Annotated in this window: 5 protein-coding genes; 1 reads left to right on the forward strand and 4 read right to left on the reverse strand. The window is 37.4% G+C overall.

The genetic code is table 11. From position 1 onward, the window contains the following. Window positions 1-345 (forward strand): ISAs1 family transposase (locus tag F0364_RS05770; RefSeq protein ID WP_207632533.1); only part of this gene is annotated, 345 nt, incomplete at its 5' end. Between the two features lie 129 nt (window positions 346-474). On the opposite strand, the gene F0364_RS05775 is transcribed toward F0364_RS05770, so the two are convergent. From F0364_RS05775 to F0364_RS28850, 4 genes are all read right to left on the reverse strand, one after another. Continuing rightward, complete coding sequence (locus tag F0364_RS05775; RefSeq protein ID WP_153796818.1) at window positions 475-957, reverse strand: hypothetical protein; 483 nt, start codon at window positions 955-957, stop codon at window positions 475-477. A 251-nt stretch (window positions 958-1,208) separates the two neighbouring features. Then, window positions 1,209-1,673: a hypothetical protein gene (locus F0364_RS05780; protein WP_153796819.1), complete on the reverse strand. Its 465-nt coding sequence runs from the start codon at window positions 1,671-1,673 to the stop codon at window positions 1,209-1,211. A 222-nt stretch (window positions 1,674-1,895) separates the two neighbouring features. Then, complete coding sequence (locus F0364_RS05785; protein ID WP_153796820.1) at window positions 1,896-2,465, reverse strand: hypothetical protein; 570 nt, start codon at window positions 2,463-2,465, stop codon at window positions 1,896-1,898. Window positions 2,466-2,692: 227 nt separating this feature from the next. Next, on the reverse strand, window positions 2,693-3,531 hold an 839-nt coding region (locus tag F0364_RS28850), incomplete at its 5' end, for a hypothetical protein (RefSeq protein ID WP_207632534.1).

Here is a 3,531-nt window from a genome sequence, read left to right on the forward strand (position 1 = left end):
ATCTGTATTGAATCTAACAGAACAATACTGTCAACCGGTGAAACACAACAGGAAATAAGGTATTATATCTCAAGCCTGCAGGCAACACCCGAAAATTTTTTAAGCATCATCCGCCAGCATTGGGGTATTGAAAACAAGCTGCATTGGGTGCTGGATGTAATTTTTAACGAAGACCTCAGTACAAAACAGGCCGGTAATGCCGCTGAGAACTTTAGCATTATCACTAAAATAGCCCTCAACCTTTTAAAGAATAATACCACTAAAAAATTAAGCATCAAAAAGAAACGGCTCCTCTGTACCCTGGACAACAACTTCCTCGCTAATACTGTTTTCAATAAACTTTAGATGCGTTTGCCCTGTTCTATTGCCCGGCGTTATTCGTCGGCTGGAACTGAAGCCGAATAGCAAACAAAAAGCTGAGCATATATTTGTCGCCCCGCCATATCGCCAAACCGCCTGTTGTAGGCCCATCGTCTAATTAGGTTGTTTGAGTAATTCTAAATCTTCATCTTTTGCGTCATTCCATCCTGTCCAAATAGACTTTAAATTTAAGTGTTTGCCATCAAAAGAAACAACTTTATAGATGTCAACTCGTGGGGGACAACTTTCGTTAATTCGCAAAGTACTTCTTGTCATAAAAGTCGAGTCGCTCAACCAACGAATTTTTAATGTATCTGGATCGTTACAGGCAATTTCGTTTGTCCAAAGAACTATGTCATGATTAATAAAATTAAAGCCAGCACAATTTGATTTCGCTAATACAAAATGTCCTGAAACAATATGAGCAGAATTATTGCTTTTGATTGTGTCTGCTTGTGAAAGAGTGTCAATAAAGGCATTGATTACTTGAGTGTTCTTAGTATGATTTGATGGTCGAATTGTGCCATGAAGAAACCAGCCTAATATAAATGATAAAAGTCCAATTAAAATTAAACGAAGAGTTGTCTTGCTTTTCACGATGTTTGTCTGTCTATCAATAGTTATTTGAAAGTTGTATGTCTTGGTTGCCTACAACGGTTGAGGGCTTTATGCAGGTTGGGAATTAGTATTCCGTCCGCCGATAACCGCTGCTGATTGAAAATATAAAGTTCAATTTAAGAACTAAAGTTGAAAGTTGTTTGTCCAGCCCGAACCACAGCCTGACTTTGCAATTAGCTGATGTTTGCTGGTCATGCCCAACTTGCATAAAACCCAATGTTGGGCGCAGTCTATTTCCAGTCTCTAACAAAAGCTCCTTTTGAATATTTTTCTGCATTAGAAGAAAAGCCCCTGTTTATTGTATCGGTAGCATTTTGTTCGATACTTTTAATGCCAGAAGGGCTTTTGGATTTAAGTAGCCCTAAAATTGTTTTACTGTCGGGCTCGAAAAATATTAGGAACGAAATATTGTCACCATATACTGACGTAATTCCTAACAAATCTGACTCTGATTTGTTAAGTTCATCAACACAATTTTTGAAGTCCAGTAAATAGTCCTCCTTTAAGTTTCCTGCATCTTTTGCACTATTAAAACGAAAACTATAAAGGCTTGCAATATGGTCACGAGGCATGATTATGCCGTTTTCAAAAATACAGTCTTCATGTCTTAATACTTGAAGACAATCTCTTACATACTTCTTGTCAGCATTTAAATCACAAAGAATATTTAGTTGTTGAAATGTAAGTTTTTCCATGTTTGTGATGTCAAACTGATTGCGCCCAACGGGCAGGGCTTTATGCAGGTTGGGAATTAGTATACCGTCAGCCCACAACCGCTGCTGATTGAAAATATAAAATTGAATTTAAGAACTAAAGTTGAAAGTTGCTTGTCCAGCCCGAACCACATCCTGGATTTGCAATTGGTTGATGTTTGCTGGTCATGCCCAACTTGCATAAAACCCAATGTAAGCTGCAGTTTATGCTGTCTTTATACAATAAGATGGAACTCCACCGTCTAAACCAACTCTATGTAAAACAATATTGTCAGTGTGAATGAAGTCAAGGTTTTGATGTTCCAGTACTTTTTTAGTTAACGAAACCTTTGTCAATTGTGTGCTGTCTAAAAGAACTGGCTTTAATGTACCACCTTTAGGTCTAATTGGAATAAATGCAATCATATCTGAATTCACTTCTACTAATGTATCGTCACTTTCATTTTTTGAAATAATTTCTTTTGTTGTTTTCAATAATACTTCTGGTGAATTCAAAAATAACTTGTCTGCACTTTTTTTATCAATTGGTTCAAAACCTTTGAAGGTTAGATTAGTCAGTTTATTGAGAATTGTCAGCGGAAACCTATAGTAAGCCAGTCGCTTTCTTACTGGAACAAAAGTCCATTTGTTAATACCTTCCCACCATGCGTCATAAAAAAGGCTTTCGGAACCAACAAACAATACTCGGCACTTGTGATGATGAGTTTTGTCGCCATGTGCTGTGTATGAGTCGTAATTAAAAATGTCACCTGTCTTAATTGTTGCTATGTCCATAGAGTGTCAAAAAATTGCAGCTTACGGCCAGAGCTTTGCGTTCGGCAGGGCATTTGGAAAACGTCCAGCCCGGAACTGCAGCCGTCCGAAGTTACAAAAGTTGAAAATATATTCTGTTGCTCATCCATGTTCGGTCAGCCGGATATGTAGCTGATAGTAGCACTAAGATGAGGATTTATTCGTCGCCCCCTGCTGACGCAAAACTGCCTGTTGTGTGCTGCTATTCGTCACTTGAGATAAAAGAATTCCTGAAAAACCCATTTGTCGCAGTTAATTGGAATGAGGTCAGTCTTGTACTTTTGCCTTGTTACCCAATCTGCAACTTGCTTTTTCCATAGTGGGTCATCTTTGTCACTCTTATTTATACTTGCAGATAGTAAGAAAATATCACAATGGCCTTTCCTGTCAATAGCTCCATAAACCATAATATAGAATTTGCAGCTATCGTAGTCTTTTACTTCGGTCTTGTTTAAACCTTTGATTAACTCAGTCCTAAACTTCCTTCCCGTAATCAAATCTGGAAACTGATAACCTTCTGGATATTTTATTTTATCGTACACCACCGATTTCAGTTGAGGAAGCTTTTTCAAGTCGAACCGCTTCGTCACAAATGATTTGTCTTTTCTTCCAATGATTTCAGTCTTGTTGGCGTCAATAAGTATTGCCTTATCATCTAAGGTCAACACAAATAGTGTGTCATTGTAAATAAACATATCATCATACCATAGAGTATGTGATGAAGTAAATTGAAGTTTTGACCTGTCGCTTATTAAGTCCTTTACAAAGTACTTCTTTGATTTTTTCCCATTCACATAAAATTCAATGAGCTCTTGGTCGTCAAAGTTATCATGTCCCCACATCCAATATCTTGTCGTGATAAGCGATTTACCGTTATTACTCAGAAAAGCTTGACGAGGCAGATAGTTGTCAATTTGATACAACCTCTTTTTTGTCTTAGCATCGTAAACAATCGTCTTCCCAAAATTTGTCTGGTCGTAGTTGTAGAATGGAATTGACTTATAGTAAAAGCTCTTGTTTTGTGAATAAAGGTCGTATTGGTAAGCTG

The organism is Foetidibacter luteolus, assembly GCF_009650435.1.
GTDB classification, from domain to species: domain Bacteria; phylum Bacteroidota; class Bacteroidia; order Chitinophagales; family Chitinophagaceae; genus Foetidibacter; species Foetidibacter luteolus.

Excerpts from the sequence above, each read along its gene's own strand:
- F0364_RS05780 (WP_153796819.1), bottom strand. The coding sequence starts at position 1,673 with ATGGAAAAACTTACATTTCAACAACTAAATATTCTTTGTGATTTAAAT.
- F0364_RS05785 (WP_153796820.1), bottom strand. The coding sequence starts at position 2,465 with ATGGACATAGCAACAATTAAGACAGGTGACATTTTTAATTACGACTCA.